Source organism: Pseudomonas palmensis (assembly GCF_049942755.1).
Lineage (GTDB): Bacteria > Pseudomonadota > Gammaproteobacteria > Pseudomonadales > Pseudomonadaceae > Aquipseudomonas > Aquipseudomonas palmensis.
Window position 1 is genome coordinate 1,958,908 of record NZ_CP187958.1, and the last position, 20,289, is coordinate 1,979,196.

The following is a 20,289-nucleotide window of genomic DNA, read 5'->3' on the forward strand; positions in this document are numbered from 1 at the left end:
GCTCCCACGGGATAATCAGTGGCCTTGTGGGAGCGGGCTTGACCCGCGATGGGCTGCAACGCGCCCCCCACCAAAGCCCGGTTTGCGATGACCATGACCCCGACCCTACCCCGCCGTCCGCGCTGGCGCAGCCTGGCCCTCCTGGCGCTGTGCCTGGCGCCGCTGCTGTGGCCACTGCAACGCCTGGCCGAGCACTACTACCAGGAGGAACTGGCCAGCCAGAACCGCCAGACCCTGGACCTGTACGTGGCCAACCTGCTGGGCACCCTGCACCGCTACGAGACCCTGCCGCAGATCCTCGGTGACCTGCCGGCATTGCGCGCGGTGCTGGCCGACCCGATACGCCTCGAGACCCTGACCAACGCCAACCGCCTGCTCGACGACATCTGCGCGCAGACCGGCGCCGAGGTGATGTACCTGATGGACGTCAACGGCAACACCCTGGCGGCCTCCAACTGGAACAAGCACGACAACTTTGCCGGGCGCAACTTCTCGTTCCGCCCCTACTTCAGCGAAGCCATGCAGGGCCGGCTGGGGCGTTTCTTCGGCCAGGGCACCACCTCGGCCAAGCGCGGCTACTTCTTCGCCGCAGCAGTGCGTGACGGCGACCAGGTGATCGGCGTACTGGTGGCCAAGATCGACCTGGACCACACCGAAACCCTGTGGGGCAAGACCCCCGAGCAACTGCTGGTGACCGACCACAACGGCGTGGTGATCCTCACCTCGCGCCCCGACTGGCGCTTTCGCGCCACGCGCCCGCTCAGCGAGGCCGAGCGCGACGCGATCGTGGCGATCCAGCCCTACCCCACCACCACGCCCAAGCCCCTCAGGCTCAACCCCGATGCCTGGCTGACCCAGACCCAGGCCATCCCCGAGACCGGCTGGCAGGTCAGCATCCTGGCCCCGCGCACCCTGGTCGACCGCTCGGTGAGCACGGTGCTGTTCATCGGCGCCGCCACCCTGCTGGTGGTGATGCTGCTGCTCGGGCTGGTGATGCAGCGCCGGCGCAACTACATGGACCGCCTCGACTTCGAGGCCCGCGCCCGCCAGGAGCTGGAGCTGCGCGTGGCCGAACGCACCGCCGCCCTCGAAGGCCTCAACAGCCGCCTCAAGACCGAAGTGCTTGAGCGCGAGCAGGCCCAGCAGGAACTGGTGCGCGCCCAGGACGAGCTGGTGCAGGCCGGCAAGCTGTCGGTGCTGGGCACCATGTCGGCAAGCATCAGCCATGAGCTCAACCAGCCGCTGGCGGCGATCCGCAGCTACGCCGAGAACGCCGAGATCCTGCTCGACCACCAGCGCACCGACGATGCGCGCAGCAACCTCAAGCTGATCAGCGAACTGACCGGGCGCATGGCCTCGATCATCGCCCACCTGCGCGCCTTCGCCCGGCGTGACCGGCATGCGCCGGAAAGCGTGGCGCTGCAGCCGGCACTCGACGACGCCCTGGCCCTGCTGGCCAAGCGGCGCCGGGCGATGGCGGTGGAACTGGTGCGCGACCTGCCCGAGGCCACTCTGTGGGTGCAGGCCGGCGAAACCCGCCTGCGCCAGGTACTGGGCAACCTGCTGGCCAACGCCCTCGACGCACTGACCGAAAAGGCCAACCCGCGCAAGCTCTGGCTAAGTGCCGAACGCCGCGAAGGCAGCGTCTACCTGACCATTCGCGACAACGGCCCGGGCTTCAGCAGCCAGGCCCTGCTGCGCGCACGCGAGCCGTTCTTCACCACCAAGACCCGCACCCAGGGCCTGGGCCTGGGCCTGGCGATCTGCGATACGCTGATCAACGCGCTGGGCGGTGAGCTGGTGCTGGCCAACCACCCGGAAGGCGGTGCGCTGCTGACCCTGCAACTGCGCGTGGCCACCCCCGGCGCCGCGCTTCAAACCTCGGAGGACTCCTCGGCATGACGACCGACACACTGATCGACAGCCGCACCCAGGTCGTCCTGGTCGATGACGACCCGCACCTGCGTCAGGCCCTGAGCCAGACCCTGGACCTCGCCGGCCTGCGCGTGCTGCCCCTGAGCGACGCCCAGGGCCTGGCCGCGCGCCTGGAAAGCGACTGGCCCGGGGTGGTGGTGAGCGATATCCGCATGCCCGGCATCGACGGCCTGCAACTGCTCGAACAACTGCATGCCCAGGACCCGGACCTGCCGGTGCTGCTGATCACCGGCCACGGCGACGTGCCGCTGGCGGTGCAGGCGATGCGCGCCGGGGCCTACGACTTTCTCGAAAAGCCCTTCGCCAGCGACGCCCTGCTCGACAGCGTGCGCCGCGGCCTGGCGCTGCGCCGCCTGGTGCTGGACAACCGCAGCCTGCGCCTGGCCCTGAGCGACCGCCAGCAACTGAGCACGCGCCTGGTGGGCCAGTCGACCCCAATGGCCCGGCTGCGCGAGCAGATCGGCGCGCTGGCCGGCACCCGCGCCGATGTGCTGATACTGGGCGAGACCGGCGCCGGCAAGGAGGTGGTGGCGCGCGCGCTGCACGACCTGTCGAGCCGGCGCGACGGCCCGTTCGTGGCGATCAACGCCGGTGCCCTGGCCGAATCGGTGGTCGAGAGCGAGCTGTTCGGCCACGAGCCCGGCGCCTTTACCGGGGCGCAGAAGCGGCGCATCGGCAAGTTCGAGTTCGCCAATGGCGGCACGCTGTTTCTCGATGAAATCGAGAGCATGAGCCTGGATGTACAGGTCAAGCTGCTGCGCCTGCTGCAGGAGCGGGTGGTCGAGCGCCTGGGCGGCAACCAGCTGATCCCGCTGGATATCCGCATCATCGCCGCCACCAAGGAAGACCTGCGCCAGGCCGCCGACCAGGGGCGCTTTCGCGCCGACCTGTATTACCGCCTAAACGTCGCGCCGCTGCGCATCCCCCCCCTGCGCGAGCGCGGCGACGATGTGCTGATGCTGTTCCAGCACTTTGCCGACGCCGCCAGCGAACGCCACGGCCTGCCCCCCCACGTGCTGCAACCGGCGCAACGTGCGACGCTGCTGCGCCATGCGTGGCCGGGCAACGTGCGCGAGCTGCAGAACGCCGCCGAGCGCTTCGCCCTGGGCCTGGAGCTGGCCCTGGACGGCGACAGCCCTGGCCCGGTCGATCAGGCGCAGGCAGCGCCGGGCAGCGGCAACCTCAGCGACCAGGTCGAGCAGTTCGAACGCTCGCTGATCGCCGCCGAACTGACCCGCCCGCACAGCTCGATGCGCAGCCTGGCCGAAGCCCTCGGCGTGCCGCGCAAGACCCTGCACGACAAGCTGCGCAAACACGGCCTGAGCTTTGCCGACAGCAATGCCAGTGGCACCGACGACACCGAGGACAACCGCTGATGAACCCGAGCCATTACCTGCAGGACGTGCTGCACGCCGACATCCCGCTGACCCGCGAGATGGGCCTGCAGGTGCTCGACTGGCAGCACCAGCGGCTGCGCCTGCAATTGCCGCTGGCGGCCAACGTCAACCACAAGAGCACCATGTTCGGCGGCAGCCTGTATTGCGCGGCCGTGCTGGCAGGCTGGGGCTGGCTGCACCTGCGCCTGCGCGAGGCGGGCATCGGCGACGGGCATATCGTCATCCAGGAAGGCCAGATCAGCTACCCGCTGCCGATCACCGGCGCCGGCGTGGCGGTGTGCGCGGCGCCCGAGGCCAAGGTCTGGGAGCGCTTCGTGGCCACCTACCAGCGCTACGGCCGCGCGCGCCTGACCCTGCACACCCAGGTGTTCAACGAAGGCAGTGAAACGCCCGCCGTGCAGTTCGGCGGGCAGTACGTGCTACACCGCTGAGGCGAGCGCCAGCAGGCTGGCGCGCCACGGCGCTGCGGCTGGCAGGGCAAGGAAGAAAGGATTGAGCAGGCTTTCGCGGGATGGGTAGGCGAACGGCTGGCCGTCCAGGCCCAGCACTTCGCCGCCGGCGCCTTCGAGCACGCCCTGGGCGGCGGCGGTGTCCCACTGCGAGGTCGGCGCCAGGCGCGGGTAGCAGTCGGCGGCGCCTTCGGCGAGCAGACAGAACTTGAGCGAGCTGCCCACGGAGGTCAGCTCCAGCTCACCCACCGCCGCACTCAGGCCGGCCAGCAAGCGCTCCTGCTCGGGGCTGCTGTGGCGGCGGCTGGCGACCACGGTGAACGGGGTGCCGGCAGGCGGCGCCGCACGCACGCTGATCGGCGCTGCCGGCGCGTGCGGGTCTTCGTGCCAGGCCCCCAGGCCCTGGCCACCGTAGTAGCAACGCCCCGTGGTGGGCACCCCGACCACGCCGAATACCACCCGGCCCTGTTCGATCAGGGCGATGTTGACGGTGAACTCTTCGCTGCCGGCGATGAACTCCTTGGTGCCGTCCAGCGGGTCCACCAGCCACCAGCGCTGCCACTGTTGGCGCTCGGCCAGGCCGATGTCGCAGTCTTCCTCGGACAGCACCGGAATGTGTGGCGCCAGCCGCTGCAGGCCGGCGGCGATCACGTCGTGGGCGGCGATATCGGCTGCGGTCACCGGCGAGGCATCGAGCTTGGTCTGCACGGCCACGTCCGCACGCCAGAACGGCAGGATGGCAGTGCCCGCCTGTCGGGTCAGCTGCACCACCTGCTGCATCAGTTCGCGGTCGTTCATGCGCCGAACACGCCGCGCTGGGTCAGCAGGTCACGCACCAGGTACAGCGCCGCCAGCGCCCGCCCTTCGGAGAACTGCGGATGCTGGGCCAGGGCCGAGAGCTCGCGCAGGTTGACCTTGTCGACACGCATCGGCTCGGGCTCGTCGCCCTCCAGGCGCTCTTCGAACAGGTCGGTGGCCAGCACCACCTGGATCTTCTGGCTCATGTAGCCGGGCGACAGCGACAGCTCGGTCAGGTGTTCCAGCTGCCGGGCGCCGAAGCCGGCTTCTTCCTTGAGTTCACGGTTGGCCGCCGCCAGCACGTCTTCACCGGGCTCGATCAGGCCCTTGGGCAGCGACAGCTCGTACTCGTCGGTGCCGCCGCAGTATTCCTCCACCAGCACCGCGTGCTCGGCATCGAGCATCGCCACGATCATCACCGCGCCATAGCCGTTGCCGCGCCCGACCAGGCGTTCATAGGTACGTTCGGTGCCGTTGCTGAAGCGCAGCTCGACCGCTTCGACACGGAACAGGCGGCTGCTTGCAACAATTTCGCGGCTGAGGACAGTGGGTTTCTGGCGCATGAGGGGGCGGCTCCTTGGCGGTAACGGGGTACTATACCGTCCACCGAGTCTGGATCGAACGAGAATATTTCACATGCCCTCCCTGGCCTGGCACGACATCGATACCGTATTGCTGGATATGGACGGCACCCTGCTGGACCTGCACTACGACAACCACTTCTGGTTGGAGCACCTGCCCCAGCGCTACGCCGAGCTGCATGGCATCAGCCGTGCGATGGCCGAGCTGGAAATGCAGCCACTGTTCGAACGCCACGCCGGCTCGCTGAACTGGTACTGCCTGGATTTCTGGAGTGCCGAGCTGAAGCTGCCGGTGCGCGAGCTGAAACTGGAAACGGCCGACCTGATCGCGCTGCGCCCGGACGCCGACACCTTTCTGCAGGCGATCCGCCAGGCCGGCAAACGGGTGATCCTGATCACCAATGCCCATCGCGATTCGTTGTCGTTGAAGCTGGAGCGGGTGGCGCTGGCGCCCTATTTCGAGCGGCTGATCAGCTCCCATGACTATGGCTTCCCCAAGGAAGACCAGCAGTTCTGGAGCGCATTGCACGCGGATACCGGGTTCGACCCGGCACGCAGCCTGTTCATCGACGACACCCTGGCGATACTGCGCAGCGCGCGCGACTTTGGCGTGGCGCACCTGCTGGCAGTGCGCCAGCCGGACAGCCGCAAGGGGCCGCGGGATACGGCGGAGTTTGCGGCGCAGGAAGATTATCGGGACTTGTTGCTGGGGCTGTAGGCCGCTTCGCCGGCTCCTACACAAGGCACCTTACCTGTAGGAGCCGGCGTTGCCGGCGAAGATCACACCACCAAGCTGGAGCCTTACTCCGGAATACGCAGCGTCTGCCCCGGGTAGATCTTGTCGGGATGGCTCAGCAACGGCTTGTTGGCCTCGAAGATCTTGTTGTACTGGTTGGCATTGCCATACACCGCCAACGAAATCGCACTCAGCGTGTCGCCCTTCTTCACCACCACGAAACGCGCCGCCGCCACGACCGGGCCGGTCACGGTGAGCTGGTCGTCCACCGACGCCACGCCGGCAATGTTGCCCAGCGCCAGCAGGATCTTCTCCTTCTCTTCCTGGCTGCCTACCTCGCCCTTGACCGTGACCTTGTCGCCGTCGACGGTGGTCTGGATGTTCGGGTTGCCCAGGCCGACCTTCTGCACGTGCTCCTTCAACTGGTCGTCAGCCTTGGCGTTGCCGGGGGTGAGCAGGTCGATCAGTTTTTCACCCGCTTCTTTCACGAAACTAAAAATGCTCATCCTGTGCTCCTTAGGTATCAATGACCGGAGCAGGCAGTCTAGGACAAGATAGAATGCTTCGCCTGCCAATGCCCCGGAACGACGATGGATATCAAACAACTCAAATTCCTCATCGCCCTGGATGAAACCCGCCACTTCGGCCAGGCCGCCGCGCGCTGCCACGTGACCCAGCCCACGCTGTCGATGCGCCTGCGCAACCTGGAGCGCGAACTGGGCCTGCCGCTGGTCAACCGCGGCCAGCGTTTCGAGGGCTTCACCGCCCAGGGCGAGCGCGTGCTGGCCTGGGCGCGCTCGGTACTCTCGGCCTACGACGGCCTGTACGCCGAGGCCGCCGCCTGTCGCGGGCACCTGGCCGGCACGTTGCGCCTGGGGGTGGTGCCGCTGTCGAGCTTCGACCCGCTGCCGCTACTGCAGCGCCTGCACCGCCAGCACCCCGAGCTGCGTTTCGAGCTGAGCGCGTTGAGCTCCGAACAGATTCTCGACCAGCTGGCGAGCAACCGCCTGGACCTGGGCGTGTCGTACCTGGAGCGTCTAGACAGCGAGCGCTTCGAGGCCCTGCCCCTGGGCGACACACGCATGGGCCTGCTGTTCGACCCACGTCACTTCGCATTCGCCGAACAGCCGTTGAGCTGGGAGGCCGTGGCCGAGCTGCCGTTGGGCCTGCTGACCGCCGGCATGCACTTTCGCCAGTCCATCGACCACGCCTTCCATACCCGCGGCCTGGCCCCGCAGTTGCTGTTGCAGACCGACGCCGTTCATCAGCTGGTGCAAGCGGTGGAGGGTGGCCTGTGCTGCGCGGTGATGCCGCTGAACGCCGGGCTCGAAGCACTCACCGGGCACCTGCGCCTGCAACCGATAGACCAGGCAACCACGCTGGCGCCCCTGGGGCTGATCATGCGCCGCAGCGCGCCGCGCTCGGCCCTGGCCGAGGCCTGCATCGCCGAGTACCGCCTGTCGCTCGACCCGGCGTGATCGACGCGCTCTATCAATGCATCGGCAGTAGCGATTAGACGATACCCGAGTGCAGGCCTAGGCTTAAGGCTGACCTGCCTGCCGGTACCTGCCGATGACCATCAAACCCCCGGCCTGCGGGGCGTCCACGCCCCTGGCCGCGCCCGCTGCCAGCAACCGCTACGACTACCGCCAGCTTGACGACAACAGCCAGGGTGGCGCCGACCTCGCCGAAGAGGTGGCCCTGGCGATCGCCTACAACGGCATCAGCCAGGCGGTGATGCTGGTGAGCCCTACCGATCTGCACGACTTCATCGTCGGTTTCAGCATCGGCAGCGGCATCATCGCCTCCCCCGACGACATCTATGACGTGAGCTTCACGGCCAGCGGCTCGGCCATCCATGCCGAGGTGCAGATAGCCAGCCGCGCCTTCTGGAACCTCAAGAACCAGCGCCGCCAACTGGCCGGCACCAGCGGCTGCGGCCTGTGTGGCGTCGAGGCGGTGGAGCAGGCGCTGCCCGATCTGCAGGTGCTACCCGGCGCGCCCCTGCCGCCGCCGCACTGGCTGGACGGCCTGCGCCAGCGCATCAGCGCCTTCCAGCCACTGGGCCAGCACTGCGGCGCGGTGCACGCGGCACTGTTCATGAACGATCAGGGCGAACTGCTGCTGGGCCGCGAAGACATCGGCCGGCACAACGCCCTGGACAAGCTGATCGGAGCCCTGGTGCGTCAGCACATCGCCCTCGACGGCGGCCTGGCGGTAGTCACCAGCCGCTGCAGCCTGGAGCTGATCCAGAAGGTGCTGCGCGCCGGCATCCAGACCCTGGTGAGCCTGTCTGCGCCCACCGGCCTGGCGCTGCAATGGGCGCGCCGCCACCAGCTCAACCTTATCCACCTGCCGCACCACAGTGCGCCAAGGGTCTACAGCCCGGCGCAGGAGAGTCGCCCGTGAGCCTGCATCATCAAGCCGACCAGAAGCCGGTCCCCCGCTACAAGCCCTACCACGGCGCCGCCGGCGGCTGGGGCGCGCTGCGCAGTGTGGCGCAGGCCTGGATCGGCAGCGACAACGCGCTGAAGAACATCCGCGCCCTGCTCAAGACCAACCAGAACGGCGGCTTCGACTGCCCGGGCTGCGCCTGGGGCGACTCGCCGGAAAGCGGCATGGTCAAGTTCTGCGAGAACGGCGCCAAGGCGGTCAACTGGGAGGCCACCAAGCGCCGGGTCGATGCGGCCTTCTTCGCCCGCCACAGCGTCACCTCGCTGCTGGGCCAGAGCGACTACTGGCTGGAGTACCAGGGCCGGCTCACCGAGCCGATGGTGTACAACCCCTCCAACGACCGTTACCAGCCGATCAGCTGGGACAACGCCTTCGCCCTGATCGCGCGCCACCTCAACGGCCTTACCAGCCCCGACCAGGCGGAGTTCTATACCTCGGGCAGGGCCAGCAACGAGGCGGCCTACCTCTACCAGCTGTTCGTGCGCGCCTACGGCACCAACAACTTCCCGGACTGTTCGAACATGTGCCACGAGGCCAGCGGCGTGGCCCTGGGCCAGAGCGTCGGGGTCGGCAAGGGTACGGTGACCTTCGACGATTTCGAGCACGCCGACGCGATCTTCGTGTGGGGCCAGAACCCTGGTACCAACCACCCGCGCATGCTTGAACCGCTGCGCGAAGCGGTCAAGCGCGGTGCCCAGGTGGTGTGCGTGAACCCGCTCAAGGAGCGCGGCCTGGAGCGCTTCCAGCACCCGCAGCACCCGCTGGAGATGCTCACCAACGGTGATCGTCCGACCAACACCGCCTATTTTCGCCCCGCCCTGGGCGGCGACATGGCGCTGCTGCGCGGCATGGCCAAGTTCCTCCTGCAGTGGGAGCGCGAGGCGCAGGCAACAGGTGCGCCAGCGGTGTTCGACCATGCCTTCATCGCCGAGCACACTGCGGCCGTGGAGGCCTACCTTGAAGTGGTCGAGGCCAGCAGCTGGGAGCAGATCGTGCAGCAGTCGGGCCTGGGCCTGGCCGATATCGAGCAGGCCGCACGCATGTATGCGCGGGCCGAAAAAGTCATCATGTGCTGGGCCATGGGCATCACCCAGCACCGTCACTCGGTGCCGACCATCCAGGAAATCGCCAACCTGATGCTGCTGCGCGGCAACCTTGGGGTGCCAGGGGCCGGGCTATGCCCCGTGCGCGGCCATAGCAACGTGCAGGGCGACCGTACCATGGGCATCAACGAACGCCCGCCGGTGGCGCTGCTGGATGCACTGGAGCGCCGCTTCGGCTTTGCCGTGCCGCGCCACAACGGCCACAACACGGTGGAGGCGATTCGCGCCATGCTCGATGGCAAGGCGCGGGTGTTCATCGGGCTGGGCGGCAACTTCGCCCAGGCCACCCCCGACACCGAGCGCACTGCACAGGCGCTGCGCAACTGCGAGCTGACGGTGCAGATCAGCACCAAGCTCAACCGCAGCCACCTGATCCACGGGCAGCAGGCGCTGATTCTGCCCTGCCTGGGACGCACCGATATCGACCTGCAGGGCGAAGGCCCGCAGGCAGTGACGGTGGAAGACTCGTTCAGCATGGTGCATGCCTCCAACGGCCAGCTCAAACCGCTGTCGCGCCAGATGCGCTCGGAGCCGGCGGTGATCGCCGGAATCGCTGCCGCCACCCTGGGCAGCAAACCGGTGGACTGGCACTGGCTGGTGGCCGACTATGGGCGCATTCGCGAACTGATCGCCGACACCATTCCAGGGTTCGAAGGGTTCAACCAGCGCCTGCAGCACCCCGGTGGCTTCTACCTGGGCAACAGCGCCGGCCAGCGCCAGTGGAAGACGCCCAGCGGGCGGGCCAACTTCAAGGCCAATGCGTTGCCCGACGACCTGCTGCACGAGAGCGTGCGCGCCAGCGGCCAGGTGCCGGACCTGATCATGCAGTCGATGCGTTCCCACGATCAGTACAACACCACCATCTACGGGTTGGATGACCGTTACCGTGGGGTCAAGGGGCAGCGCGACGTGCTGTTCGCCAACGAGGCGGATATCATCCGGCTGGGTTTCAACCCCGGTGACAAGGCCGATATCGTGTCGTTGTGGGGCGATGGCCGCGAGCGCCGGGTCAAGGGCTTCACCTTGCTGGCGTTCGACATTCCGGCGGGGCAGGCGGCAGCCTACTACCCCGAGGTGAACCCGCTGGTGCCGCTGGAAAGCGTGGGCGATGGCAGCCATACGCCGACGTCGAAGTTCGTGGCGATCAGGATCGAGGCGGCCAGCGCCACGGCCAGGATCATCTAGGCCCCTTCGCCGGCAACGCCGGCTCCCACAGGGTCTTGCGGCGCATGCAGAACGCTGTGGGAGCTGGCTTGCCAGCGAAGAGGCCAGTTCGTTCAGCGCATAACTGCAGGCAAGAAAAAGGCCCTGGCATCACTGCCAGGGCCTTCGTCCCAAGTAAGCTCAGACCCGCAAAAACGCATTAAGTTTCACTGTAAAAACAGTAACTTATAAAATTGTATACACGTCGTGCCAATCGTCGGATTTGCGTTGCCAGCGCGTGTTGCAGAGCCTCAGGATCGCCTCGTCATCCCTTTGAGGCTCCCTTATGAAGTACTCCTCGATTCTGCTGTTGTCTCTCGGCCTGCTCAGTGGCGTTGCCTCGGCAGGTGGCTCCACCGAAGCCGGTATCGGCGGCGCGTTGGGCGGGGTATTGGGTTCGGTGGTTGGCCAGTCGATCGGTGGCAGCACCGGTTCGGCCATCGGCGCCGGCCTGGGCGGTGCAGCCGGTAGCGCGGTAGGTGCCGACAAGCGCAGCCGCGGCGAGGCGGCCATCGGTGGCGCACTGGGTGCGGCCGGCGGCAACGTGGTGGGCCGCAGCGTGGGCGGCAACACCGGCAGCCTGATCGGCGCCGCAGCCGGCGGCGGTGCGGGCGGTGCACTGGGCAACTACATGGGCAACAAGAGCGACGACGAAGACCGCCGCTACAACAATCGCGGCCGCGGCTACGATGACCGCCGCCACTACCGCGATCGCGGCCACCACTACGGCCATCGCAAGCACGACAAACGCTGGCGTCACCGCTGAATTCCATCGACGCTGCCGGCACCGCGCCGGCAGCGCCGCAGTTGTACCCGCAAACGTAGCAATCAAGCCATGTGCTATCACGCCATTGGCTTAAGCCATTCACCTAAGCCTTTCCCCGCCCCGCCCCCTGCGCGAAAACCTTCGAGCCTGTTGTTCGGCCAGCTTTCCAGCCTTTTATATTGACTGTCCGATCAACATCGGCAGGGGCCTGTTTGCGTCGGCTGTTTTGTGACTGACGGGTCGGCTTAAGGGGCGTCCCGATTTTGACGTCAAATAGCAATCGCTATGATCCGCCCCACCTTAAGCGACGCAGTGGGCGCACGGAATGCGGATGTACCTGGGAATATGGATCGGCACGGCCCTCGGCGCCTGCGGCCTGCTGCTCGACCTGCTGCCCCTGGGCCTGGCCGGGCTGTCGCTGGTGCTGCTTGCCAGCACCTTGCTGCGCCCGCGCCCCGTGGCACAGGTGGCTGCGGTCAGCGACGCGCCCATCGTGCTCGAACAGCCGCCACTGCACACCCTGCTGCCGGTGGTGACGCCCAGCTGGATCGACAGCCTCCAACAGAGCCGAACCCTGCTGGGCGACAACATCAGCCAGTTGCTCGAACGCTTCGGCGCCATCAACCAGCGACTGGAACACAGCCTCAACGACGCCGACAACGTGCTGGCCAATGGCGGCGTGGGCGAGAACCTGCGCGAGGCCAACCAGCGTCTGCGCCGGGTCACCGAAAGCTTCGCCGCCAGCAGTCAGCGCCAGCATGAATTTCTGACCACCATCAATCATCTGGGCAGCTACGCCGGCCAGCTCCAGCAGATGGCCAAGCGCGTGCAGGAAGTTGCCAGCCAGACCAACCTGCTGGCGCTCAATGCCGCCATCGAGGCTGCCCGCGCCGGCGAGTTCGGCCGCGGCTTCTCGGTGGTCGCCGACGAGGTGCGCAAGCTCTCCAGCCTGTCGGCCGAGACCGGCCAGTCGATGGACGCCAAGGTGGGCGAGATCAACCAGTCGATCCAGTCCAGCATCGATGCCGCCACCGCGCTGGGCAGCGAAGAGCAGGCCAACCTGCGCGAGCTGGAGCAGGTGCTCGACGAGGTGATCAGCGACCTGGGCGGCAACCTCGACGCCCTCGACGGCGCCTCGCGGGCGCTGCAACAGGATGCCCGCGCCACCCAGGCAGATATCCACGCGATCATGGTCAGCCTGCAGTTCCAGGATCGCGCCGACCAGATGCTCGACCACCTGCAGGCCGACCTGCTGCAACTGCTCGATGCCCTGGCGCACGACGACCCGCGCCTGCACGACCCGCAAGGCTGGCTGCAGCAATTGCGCCAGCGCTTCACCACCAGCGAGGAACGGGCTGGCCACAGCCAGTCGGCATCCAGCAGCGACGTGACCTTTTTCTAACTCCGGAAGCCCTGAACATGGCCAAGACCATCCTGATCGTGGACGACTCCGCCTCGATGCGCCAACTCGTGAAAATCAGCCTGGCCAGCGCCGGCCACCAAGTCATCGAAGCCTGTGACGGGCGCGACGCGCTGAACAAGCTCACCGGGCAGAAGATCAACCTGGTGATCAGCGACGTGAACATGCCCAACCTGGACGGCATCGGCCTGGTCAAGGCGCTCAAGGCGCGCAACGAATACCGCTTCACCCCGATCATGATGCTCACCACCGAAAGCGAGCAGGCCAAGAAGGCCGAGGGCCAGGCCGCCGGAGCGCGGGCCTGGATCGTCAAGCCGTTCCAGCCCCAGCAGTTGCTGGCGGCTGTCGAAAAGCTGATTGGCTGACGCGCATGTTCACACTCGCCGCAGCCACCGCCGACATCCCCGCACGGCTACGCCTGGACGGCGACCTGACCATCTATGAGGTGCGCGCCGCACGCGAGCAGCTGCTGGCCCTGTTGCCCGCTCAGCCAGTGCCCTGGCAACTGGACCTGGGCGGCCTGGGCGAGCTCGACAGTGCCGGCGTGCAACTGCTGCTGAGCCTGCACAAGACCCTCTGCGCAAATGGCCACGACGCCGAGGTGATCGCCCTGCCGGGCAACGCCCGGGCGTTGCTGGAGCTGCTGCGCCTGCCCGCATTGTGCCCGGCCGGTACCCCCGTGCCGTGCGAGGAGTGAGCATGTTCGACGCCGAGCAATGGAGCCAGCTGCTGCAGGGCTTTCTCGAAGAGGCCCGCGACCTGCTCAAGGAAGCCGAAGACAGCCTGCTGCGCCTGGAAACCCGCCCCGATGACGACGCGGCGATCAACGCGCTGTTTCGCGCCGTGCACACGCTCAAGGGCTCGGCGGGGATCTTCTCCCTCGACCCACTGGTGGCGCTGGCGCACCAGCTGGAAAACCTGCTGATGGGGGTACGCGACGGTGCGCGGGTGCTGGACGCTCCGCTCACCTCGTTGATGCTGCAGTGCATGGACGAACTGGGGGTGATGCTCGACAGCATCGACCCGCAGCAGGTCAGCATGCCAGCGCACACGCCACGCCAGGCCGCCCTGCTGGCGGCATTGCAGGCACATCAGGGCGAGCTGCCCGCGTCTGTGGACAACCCGCTGGCAGCCCCGCACGGTGCGCCCCGCTTGCGTACCTGGCACCTGTCGATCCGCTTTGCCAGCGAGCTGCTGAGCAACGGCTTCGACCCGGCGGCGTTCATCCGCTACCTGGCGCGGCTGGGCGACATCCTCAGCCTGCAGACCCTCACCTGGGCCGTGCCGGAGCTCGACAGCCTCGACCCGGAGGCCTGCTACCTGGGCTTCGAAGTGAGCCTGCACAGCGACGCCAGCCGCGAGCAGCTCGAAGACGTGTTCGCCCTGGTGCAGGACTTCTGTACCCTGCGCCTGCAGGCCCAGGAGCCGACCGATACCGCCTTGCCGGCCGAACCCCGCGCACCGGCGCAAACGTTGGCGCCTGCAACCGCCACACCCTTGCCATCGATGCCCGCCGGCGAGCCGCGCACTGCCTCCAGCAGCCAGGTCAAGGTGGCTGCGCAAAAGCTCGACGAGCTGATCAACCTGGTCGGCGAGCTGGTCATCGCCACCGCCGGCGCCCAGATGCAGGCCCTGCGCAGTGCCCACGCCGCCTGCATCGAAAGCGTGCAGGCGGTGCAGCAACATGTGGAGCAGATCCGCGAGCGGGCGCTGAAACTGCGCATGGTCGAAGTGGGCGAGACCTTCAACCGCTTCCACCGCGTGGTGCGCGATGTGAGTCAGGCGCTGGACAAGCAGATTGCGCTGACCATCAGCGGCGGCGACACCGAGCTGGACAAGACCCTGATCGACCGCGTCGCCGACCCGCTGGTGCACCTGGTGCGCAACGCCATCGACCACGGCATCGAGGCCCCTGCCGAGCGCCGTGCCGCCGGCAAGCCCGAGCAGGGTCAGCTGCGCCTGAACGCCTACCACGACTCGGGCATGATCGTGCTCGAGATCCAGGATGACGGGCGCGGCCTGAACACCGCGAAGATTCGCGAGAAGGCCATCGCCCGCGGCATGCTCGACAGCGATTCGCCGATGAGCGAACAGGACATCCACCTGCTGATCTTCGAAGCGGGTTTTTCCACCGCCGAGCAGGTGTCCAACCTGTCCGGACGCGGGGTGGGCATGGACGTGGTGCGCAGCGCCATCGACCAGTTGCGCGGGGTCATCGAGATCGACTCCAGGGCCGGCCATGGCTGCACCTTCCGCATCCGCCTGCCGCTGACCCTGGCGATCATCGACGGGTTTCTGGTGAGCGTGGGCGAGGAGCACTTCGTGATCCCGCTGGACATGGTCACCGAATGCATGGAGGCCCCCGCCAACCAGGCCGAGCAGGGCCACCTGAACCTGCGCGGGCGGCCGCTGCCGTGCATCGACCTGCAACCGCATTTCGGCCTGCCGCGCAGCGCCTGCGTGCGCCGCAACATCGTGGTGGTCAGCCAGGGCCGGCAGCATGCCGGGCTGATCGTCGACCAGTTGCACGGCGAACTGCAGACCGTGATCAAGCCCTTGGGGCAACTGTTCCAACACCTCAGTGGCATCAGCGGCTCGACCATCCTCGGCTCTGGCCAGGTGGCGCTGATACTCGATATCCCCAGCCTGTTCCGCCAGTCGCAGCAACGCGCCGAAGGCGAGACGCCGCACCTGTTGCCAAGCCCTTCCGGAGAATAGACATGCAGTTGATCAGCAATATGAAGATAGGCGTGCGCCTGACCCTGGGCTTTCTGCTGGTGGTGGCGCTGACCGCGCTCATCGGCGTCATCGGCCTGCGCAACCTGGAGCAGGTCAACGGCCTGTCGGACCGCATGTACGAGCTGGACGTGGCCGGCCTGAGCACCTTGCAGCAAGCCAACATCCAGCTGCTGATGGCCAACCGCGCCGTGCGCCAGAGCCTGCTCTCCACCACCGCCCAGGAGCGCGACCAGTCGGCCGCCACCGCCCGTGCGGCGATGGAAAAGACCCGCGAACTGCTGATCAAGGCGCGCGAGCACTTCATCACCAAGGAAGGCCGCGCCCAGGTGGAAAGAATCGACGCGCCGCTGCAGGCCTACATCAGCGTGGCCAACCAGTTGCTGGGGGTGCACCAGCAGTCGGGCGACCTGCAGATTGCTTCCGAAGCGCTGGCGCTGATGCCGCAGAACGTCGCGGCGGCCAACGTGGTCGACCAGTTGCTGGGTGAGGCCAGCGCTGCCAAGCAGGCGCGCGCCGGCGAGGCGAACGCCGAGATCAGCGTCATCTACGAACGCTCGCGGGTGCAGATGATCGCCCTGGTCGCCGCCGCAACCCTGATCGGCATGCTGATCGGCGTGCTGGTCACCCGCAGCATCACCCGGCCGCTGGCAGGCGCAGTGCAGGCCGCCGACCGCATGGCCGCCGGCGATCTGAGCCAGGACCTGGTAGTGACCCACAAGGACGAGACCGGGCAGTTGCTGGGCTCGATGCAGAACATGACCCTGCGCCTGCGCAGCATCCTGGGCGATGTGCGCAGCGCCGCCGATGCGCTGTCGTCGGCCTCCGAACAGGTCAGTTCGACCTCGCAATCGCTGAGCCAGGCGGCCAACGAGCAAGCCGCCAGCGTCGAGCAGACCAGCGCTTCGGTCGAGCAGATGTCGGCCTCGATCGCGCAGAACACCGAAAGCGCCAAGGTCACCGACGGCATCGCCGGCAAGGCGGCCAACGACGCGGTGCAGGGCGGCGGCGCAGTGGGCGACACGGTGCTGGCGATGAAGCAGATCGCCGAGAAGATCGGCATCATCGACGACATTGCCTACCAGACCAACCTGCTGGCGCTCAACGCCGCCATCGAGGCCGCCCGTGCCGGCGATCACGGCAAGGGCTTTGCCGTGGTGGCCGCCGAGGTGCGCAAGCTGGCCGAACGCAGCCAGGTGGCGGCGCAGGAAATCGGCCAGGTGGCCTCCAGCAGCGTGCAACTGGCCGAACAGGCCGGCAGCCTGCTCAGCGAGATCGTGCCCAACATCCAGAAGACCTCCGACCTGGTGCAGGAAATCACCGCCGCCTCGCAGGAGCAGAGCAGCGCCGCCGGGCAGATCAACATCGCCATGGGCCAGATGAACCAGATCACCCAGCAGAACGCCTCGGCTTCCGAAGAGCTGGCCGCCACCGCCGAAGAGATGAACGCCCAGGCCGGCCAGCTGCAGGAGCTGATCGGCTTCTTCCGCTTCGAGGCCGGCAGCACTGCGCGTGCCCTGCCCCGGGTGGGCGAACCGCAAGTCGGCGCCTACAAGCCCACCCACAAGGCGCTGATCGATGAAGGCCAGTTCGTCAGCTTCACTTGACCGAGGCGTCCCCATGCACACCCTAGAGTCTGCGGCGCCCGCGCCGCACCTGCCCACCAGTGTCCAGCACCTGACCTTTCGCGTGCGCGAGGCCGGCTATGCACTGCCCATCGAACTGGTGCGCGAGATCATCGAGTACGCCGAGATCACCCGCGTGCCGATGATGCCCGCCTACATTCACGGCGTGCTCAACCTGCGCGGCAACGTGGTGCCGGTACTGGACCTGGCAGCGCGCTTCGGCATGGAACTGACCGAGGCCGGCAAGCGCACCTGCATCGTGATCATCGCCCTGCCCCTCGAGGACGGCGTGCAGCGCATCGGCCTGGTGGTGGATGCGGTGGACGCGGTACTCGACATCGACCCGCACGGGGTGGTGCCGGCGCCGCCGTTCGGCACCGGCATCCGTGCCGACTTCATTGCCGGCATGGCCCAGCAGGAGCAGGGCTTTTTGATCATCCTGAACATGCCCCAGGTGCTGTCGCTGGAAGATATCCGCTACCTCAGCCAGGCCGCGAAGGGCTCCTGAATGCCCTCGACCTTCAAACTGCCGGTGCTGGGCGAACAGGAGTTCAGCCGCCTGCAGACGCTGATGAGCAGCGCCTCGGGCATCCACCTGGCCAGCAACAAGCGCTCGCTGGTGGCCGGGCGCCTGATGAAACGCCTGCGTCACTACCACCTGGACAACTACCGCGACTACCTGCACCTGATCGAGCGCCCGACCCACAGCCGCGAGCGGCGCCTGGTGATCGACCTGCTGACCACCAACGAGACCTACTTCTTTCGCGAGTTCCCGCACTTCGAATTCCTTGGCCAGTGGCTGGGCCGGCGCAAGGGGCCGCTGCGGCTGTGGAGCGCGGCCTGCTCGTCGGGCGAGGAGCCCTACAGCCTGGCCATGACCGTGGCCGAGCACGCCACCGGCAGCGACTGGTCGATCCTGGCCAGCGACCTCAGCCAGAGCATGCTGGCGCTGGCCGAGCAAGGCATCTACGACATCGCCCAGGCGCGCTACTTTCCCGATGGCTGGATGCAGCGCCACTGCCTGTGCGGGGTTGGCGACATGCACGGGCGCCTGCGCGTGCAGGCGCACCTGCGAGCGCGGGTGAGCCTGCGCGAGATCAACCTGGTGCAGCCGCTGCCCGAGGGCCTGGGGCCGTTCGACGTGATATTCCTGCGCAACATCCTGATCTACTTCGACACCCCGCAGAAACAGCTGATCGTGCAGCGCCTGGTCAACCAGCTGCGCCCCGGCGGGCTGCTGTTCATCGGGCACGCCGAAAGCATCCACGGCTTCGAGCTGCCGCTCAGGCTGGTGCACCCCTCGGTGTTCGAGCGCGTATGACCGAGCGTGCGGCGGCGCCGGTGCGGGTGTTCATCGTCGACGACTCGGCGCTGGTGCGCCAGGTGCTCAACCAGTGCCTGAACGACCACCCGCGCATCCGCGTGATCGGCATGGCCGCCGACCCGCTGTATGCCATCGAGAAGATGCGCCGGGACTGGCCCGATGTGCTGGTGCTGGACATCGAGATGCCGCGCATGGACGGCCTGACCTTTCTGCGCCAGATCATGGCCGAGCGCCCCACGCCGACCATCATCTGCTCGACCCTCACCGAAGCCGGCACCGACCTCAATCTCCAGGCCCTGGCCGCCGGGGCGGTCGGCGTGTTCACCAAGGCCCGGCTGGGCTTGCGCCAGAGCCTGGAGAACCTCGCCAGCGGGCTGATTCGCAGCATCGAGGAAGCAGCCCGCACCCGCCCGGTATTGTTACCTCTGTCGCAGGCGAAAGAAAAAACCAGTGCACTGCCTGCAACCCCAAGCAAAACCACCGAGCGAATCGTTACACTTGGCTGCTCGACCGGCGGCACCCAGGCGCTGGAATTCATCCTGCGTCAGCTGCCGCGCGATTGCCCGGGCATCGTGATCGTGCAGCACATGCCGGCCAGGTTCACTGCCGACTTCGCCAGGCGCCTGAACAGCCTCTGTCAGATCGAGGTGCGCGAGGCCAGGCATCTGGACCGTGTCCACAGCGGCCTGGCACTGCTGGCCCCGGGGGGCCTGCACATGCAGCTCAAACGCAGTGGTGCGCACTACCTGGTGGAGGTGCTCGACGGTCCCGCCGTCAATCGGCACAAACCCTCGGTCGATGTCCTGTTTCGCTCCGCCGCCCGGCATGCCGGGGGCAATGCCCTTGGCATCATCATGACCGGGATGGGCGATGACGGTGCCCGAGGCCTGCTGAGCATGCGTGAGCAAGGCGCCGCCACCGTGGCACAGGACGAGGCCAGTTGCATCGTGTTCGGCATGCCCAAGGAAGCCATACGGCTGGGTGCGGCCCAGGCGGTGGAACCGCTGACACGGTTGCCGGCGCTGATCGCCCAGTTCAGCGACAACCCACGTGCCAGCTGAGCCATACACCGCCCCTTACCTTGCGACACAGGCCTACCTATGCTTTGCCGAATACTCCTTGCAGACGAGTCGCCCCTGTTCAGAGCGGGGCTGCGCGCGCTGCTCGAACAAAAACAAGATTACGCAGTGGTGGGTGAAACCGGTGACGGCGTGAGCGCCGTCGAGCTCGCCGAACAGCTCAAGCCGGACATCATCATGCTGGACATGGCGCTGGATGCGCTGGAGAGCGAAGAGATCCTGCGCGAGCTGTGCCTGCGCGTGCCGGCAAGCATGGTGCTGATGCTGTCGGCGCGCTCGGAGCTGGAGTTCGTGATGAAGTGCCTGCAGCAGGGTGCCCACGGCTTTCTGCTCAAGACCGCCACCGTGCTGGAACTGGAGCTGGCGTTGCAGGCGTTGAAGAACGGCGGCCAGTACCTGTCGTCGGCGGTGTTGCCGCTGGTGATCGGGCAGGCGGTCAAGCACAGCCGCAAGCGCCATGCCGGCAGCAGCACCATGCAACTGACCACCCGCCAGCTGGAGATCCTGCGCCTGATTGCACGAGGCGAGTCGACCCGCTCGATTGCCGATGGCCTGGGCCTGAGCGTGAAGACGGTGGAGGCGCACCGCTCGCAGATCATGCACCGCCTGCAGATACACGACATACCGGGCCTGGTGCTGTTCGCGGTGCGCGAAGGCATCATCCGCATCAACGACTGACCGCG

At 67.2% G+C, this 20,289-nt stretch carries 20 protein-coding genes; 17 read left to right on the forward strand and 3 right to left on the reverse strand.

Annotated elements, in window-relative coordinates:
• Positions 1 to 87: 87 nt before the first annotated feature.
• The 3 genes from ACPRTJ_RS08930 to ACPRTJ_RS08940 are packed head-to-tail and all read left to right on the forward strand — an operon-like array spanning position 88 to position 3,763.
• Positions 88 to 1,902, forward strand: coding sequence for a sensor histidine kinase (locus ACPRTJ_RS08930; protein WP_081315192.1), 1,815 nt, complete (start codon positions 88 to 90; stop codon positions 1,900 to 1,902).
• Positions 1,899 to 3,311, forward strand: coding sequence for a sigma-54-dependent transcriptional regulator (locus tag ACPRTJ_RS08935; protein WP_043861648.1), 1,413 nt, complete (start codon positions 1,899 to 1,901; stop codon positions 3,309 to 3,311). The genes ACPRTJ_RS08930 and ACPRTJ_RS08935 overlap by 4 nt, the downstream gene beginning before the upstream one ends.
• On the forward strand, positions 3,311 to 3,763 hold the full coding sequence (locus tag ACPRTJ_RS08940; protein WP_426428631.1) for a YiiD C-terminal domain-containing protein: 453 nt from the start codon (positions 3,311 to 3,313) through the stop codon (positions 3,761 to 3,763). The genes ACPRTJ_RS08935 and ACPRTJ_RS08940 overlap by 1 nt, the downstream gene beginning before the upstream one ends.
• Here ACPRTJ_RS08940 and cysQ read toward each other — a convergent pair.
• Both cysQ and nudE read right to left on the reverse strand, forming a co-directional pair.
• Entirely contained in the window at positions 3,752 to 4,579 is an 828-nt protein-coding gene (cysQ, locus tag ACPRTJ_RS08945; RefSeq protein WP_426428633.1) for a 3'(2'),5'-bisphosphate nucleotidase CysQ, read from the reverse strand. The two genes, ACPRTJ_RS08940 and cysQ, sit on opposite strands and share 12 nt — an antisense overlap.
• Positions 4,576 to 5,142 (reverse strand): ADP compounds hydrolase NudE, encoded by a 567-nt coding sequence (gene nudE / locus ACPRTJ_RS08950; RefSeq protein ID WP_043861645.1) that lies wholly within the window; start codon positions 5,140 to 5,142, stop codon positions 4,576 to 4,578. Before nudE ends, cysQ begins: the two co-directional genes overlap by 4 nt.
• 73 nt (positions 5,143 to 5,215) lie before the next feature.
• On the opposite strand from nudE, the gene yrfG reads away from it, so the two are divergent.
• On the forward strand, positions 5,216 to 5,878 hold the full coding sequence (yrfG, locus tag ACPRTJ_RS08955; protein ID WP_058541678.1) for a GMP/IMP nucleotidase: 663 nt from the start codon (positions 5,216 to 5,218) through the stop codon (positions 5,876 to 5,878).
• An 83-nt stretch (positions 5,879 to 5,961) separates the two neighbouring features.
• Here yrfG and lysM read toward each other — a convergent pair whose 3' ends face one another.
• Entirely contained in the window at positions 5,962 to 6,402 is a 441-nt protein-coding gene (gene lysM / locus ACPRTJ_RS08960) for a peptidoglycan-binding protein LysM (RefSeq protein ID WP_058541679.1), read from the reverse strand.
• Between the two features lie 84 nt (positions 6,403 to 6,486).
• Here lysM and ACPRTJ_RS08965 point away from each other — a divergent pair, with 84 nt between their 5' ends.
• The 13 genes from ACPRTJ_RS08965 (at position 6,487) to ACPRTJ_RS09025 (ending at position 20,284) form a co-directional block, all read left to right on the forward strand.
• Complete coding sequence (locus ACPRTJ_RS08965; RefSeq protein ID WP_054915921.1) at positions 6,487 to 7,374, forward strand: LysR family transcriptional regulator; 888 nt, start codon at positions 6,487 to 6,489, stop codon at positions 7,372 to 7,374.
• A gap of 94 nt (positions 7,375 to 7,468) precedes the next feature.
• Positions 7,469 to 8,305 carry a formate dehydrogenase accessory sulfurtransferase FdhD gene (gene fdhD, locus ACPRTJ_RS08970; RefSeq protein ID WP_054915920.1) on the forward strand — a complete coding sequence of 279 codons (837 nt, stop codon included), beginning with the start codon at positions 7,469 to 7,471 and terminating at the stop codon, positions 8,303 to 8,305.
• Entirely contained in the window at positions 8,302 to 10,638 is a 2,337-nt protein-coding gene (locus ACPRTJ_RS08975; RefSeq protein ID WP_054915919.1) for an FdhF/YdeP family oxidoreductase, read from the forward strand. Before fdhD ends, ACPRTJ_RS08975 begins: the two co-directional genes overlap by 4 nt.
• A gap of 304 nt (positions 10,639 to 10,942) precedes the next feature.
• Positions 10,943 to 11,422 carry a glycine zipper domain-containing protein gene (locus ACPRTJ_RS08980; RefSeq protein WP_043861639.1) on the forward strand — a complete coding sequence of 160 codons (480 nt, stop codon included), beginning with the start codon at positions 10,943 to 10,945 and terminating at the stop codon, positions 11,420 to 11,422.
• A 331-nt stretch (positions 11,423 to 11,753) separates the two neighbouring features.
• Positions 11,754 to 12,824 carry a methyl-accepting chemotaxis protein gene (locus tag ACPRTJ_RS08985; RefSeq protein ID WP_278929881.1) on the forward strand — a complete coding sequence of 357 codons (1,071 nt, stop codon included), beginning with the start codon at positions 11,754 to 11,756 and terminating at the stop codon, positions 12,822 to 12,824.
• Between the two features lie 17 nt (positions 12,825 to 12,841).
• On the forward strand, positions 12,842 to 13,207 hold the full coding sequence (locus tag ACPRTJ_RS08990; protein WP_043861637.1) for a response regulator: 366 nt from the start codon (positions 12,842 to 12,844) through the stop codon (positions 13,205 to 13,207).
• 5 nt (positions 13,208 to 13,212) lie between these two features.
• The gene (locus ACPRTJ_RS08995; RefSeq protein WP_315406163.1) at positions 13,213 to 13,539 is read left to right on the forward strand and encodes an STAS domain-containing protein; all 327 of its coding nucleotides are present in this window, start codon (positions 13,213 to 13,215) and stop codon (positions 13,537 to 13,539) included.
• A 2-nt stretch (positions 13,540 to 13,541) separates the two neighbouring features.
• Positions 13,542 to 15,560 (forward strand): chemotaxis protein CheA, encoded by a 2,019-nt coding sequence (locus tag ACPRTJ_RS09000; RefSeq protein WP_313326455.1) that lies wholly within the window; start codon positions 13,542 to 13,544, stop codon positions 15,558 to 15,560.
• Between the two features lie 2 nt (positions 15,561 to 15,562).
• Positions 15,563 to 17,185 (forward strand): methyl-accepting chemotaxis protein, encoded by a 1,623-nt coding sequence (locus tag ACPRTJ_RS09005; protein WP_043861634.1) that lies wholly within the window; start codon positions 15,563 to 15,565, stop codon positions 17,183 to 17,185.
• Between the two features lie 13 nt (positions 17,186 to 17,198).
• Positions 17,199 to 17,711 carry a chemotaxis protein CheW gene (locus ACPRTJ_RS09010; protein WP_043861633.1) on the forward strand — a complete coding sequence of 171 codons (513 nt, stop codon included), beginning with the start codon at positions 17,199 to 17,201 and terminating at the stop codon, positions 17,709 to 17,711.
• A complete protein-coding gene (locus ACPRTJ_RS09015; RefSeq protein ID WP_088514116.1) occupies positions 17,712 to 18,524 on the forward strand; it encodes a CheR family methyltransferase in 813 nt (270 codons plus the stop codon).
• Positions 18,521 to 19,588 (forward strand): protein-glutamate methylesterase/protein-glutamine glutaminase, encoded by a 1,068-nt coding sequence (locus ACPRTJ_RS09020; RefSeq protein ID WP_054915916.1) that lies wholly within the window; start codon positions 18,521 to 18,523, stop codon positions 19,586 to 19,588. Before ACPRTJ_RS09015 ends, ACPRTJ_RS09020 begins: the two co-directional genes overlap by 4 nt.
• A gap of 39 nt (positions 19,589 to 19,627) precedes the next feature.
• Complete coding sequence (locus tag ACPRTJ_RS09025) at positions 19,628 to 20,284, forward strand: response regulator (RefSeq protein WP_043861630.1); 657 nt, start codon at positions 19,628 to 19,630, stop codon at positions 20,282 to 20,284.
• Positions 20,285 to 20,289 lie beyond the last annotated feature (5 nt).